Here is a 1,483-nt window from a genome sequence, read left to right on the forward strand (position 1 = left end):
TGCTGCCGCTCGGCCCGGCGCCTGGGCGGCAGCGACGTGAAGGTGATCGTGCGCAGCGGCTTCGACGACATGAAGGCCTCGCCCTGGGAGAAGGAAGACGCGCAGCACGAAGGCATTCCGATCATCGACTTCCATGTGCCCAAGGCCTTTGTCCACGACGAGGGCCGGCTGCTGGGCATGACCTTCGAGCGGGTCCGCGCCGAGTACGACGCGCAGGGCCGCCGCACGCTGGTGCCCACCGGCGAGCCCGATGCCTGGTTCGAATGCGACGAGGTGCTGGTGGCGGTGGGTCAGGAGAACGCCTTTCCGTGGATCGAGCGCGACTGCGGCCTCGCCTTCGACACCTCGGGCCTGCCCGTGCTCGACAAGAACACCTTCCAGTCGACGGTGCCCCATGTGCTGTTCGGCGGCGATGCGGCCTTCGGCCCCAAGAACATCATCACGGCCGTGGCCCACGGCCACGAGGCGGCGGTGTCGATCGACCGGCTGCTGCGCGCCGAGCCGGTGTATGTGCGCCCGGCGCCCATGACCAACCTGGTGTCGCAGAAGATGGGCATCCACGAGTGGAGCTACGACAACGACACCTCCAACGACCTGCGCTACAAGGTGCCGTGGGCCAAGGCCGAGAAGGCGCTGGCCAGCATCGCGGTGGAGGTGGAACTGGGCTTCGACGCCGCCACCGCCTTCAAGGAGGCCGAGCGCTGCCTGAACTGCGATGTGCAGACGGTGTTCACCGAATCCGCCTRCATCGAATGCGATGCCTGCGTGGACATCTGCCCGATGGACTGCATCAGCTTCACCACCAACGGCGACGAGGCGGATCTGCGCCAGCGGCTCAAGGCGCCGGCGCTCAACCTGGCGCAGGACCTGTATGTTTCGGGCGGGCTCAAGACGGGCCGGGTGATGGTCAAGGACGAGGACGTCTGCCTGCACTGCGGCCTGTGCGCCGAGCGTTGCCCCACGGGCGCCTGGGATATGCAGAAGTTCCTGCTGAAGATGACACCTGCGGGGCAGGGGGCCACTGCATGAGCGCCATTCCACAAATTGAGGCGGTCAACGATTTCGTCATCAAGTTCGCCAACGTCAACGGCTCGGGATCGGCCTCGGCCAACGAGCTGTTCGCCAAGGCCATCCTGCGCATGGGCGTGCCGGTGAGCCCGCGCAACATCTTCCCGAGCAACATCCAGGGCCTGCCGACCTGGTACGAGGTGCGCGTGACCGAAGACGGCCACCTGGGCCGGCGCGGCGGCACCGACATGATGGTGGCGATGAACCCGCAGACCTGGGACGCCGACGTGGCCGAGCTGGAGCCCGGCGGCTACCTGTTCTACGACAGCACGCGGCCGCTGCCGCCCTCGAAGTTCCGCAGCGACGTCCGCGTGATCGGCATGCCGCTGACCGAGATCTGCAACGCCGTCTACCAGGACCCGCGGCAGCGCCAGCTGTTCAAGAACATCGTCTACGTGGGCGCGCTGGCCATCCT

Annotated in this window: 2 protein-coding genes; both read left to right on the forward strand. The window is 67.1% G+C overall.

Going from position 1 to position 1,483, the window contains the following annotated elements; genetic code table 11:
• On the forward strand, positions 1 to 1,029 hold a 1,029-nt coding region (locus AC1DOC_RS33330; RefSeq protein WP_478131530.1), incomplete at its 5' end, for a 4Fe-4S dicluster domain-containing protein.
• The coding region (locus tag AC1DOC_RS33335; RefSeq protein WP_478131531.1) for a 2-oxoacid:acceptor oxidoreductase family protein at positions 1,026 to 1,483 on the forward strand (458 nt) is incomplete at its 3' end. The genes AC1DOC_RS33330 and AC1DOC_RS33335, both read left to right, overlap by 4 nt.

This window comes from Variovorax sp. 01T439_2, from assembly GCF_056398445.1.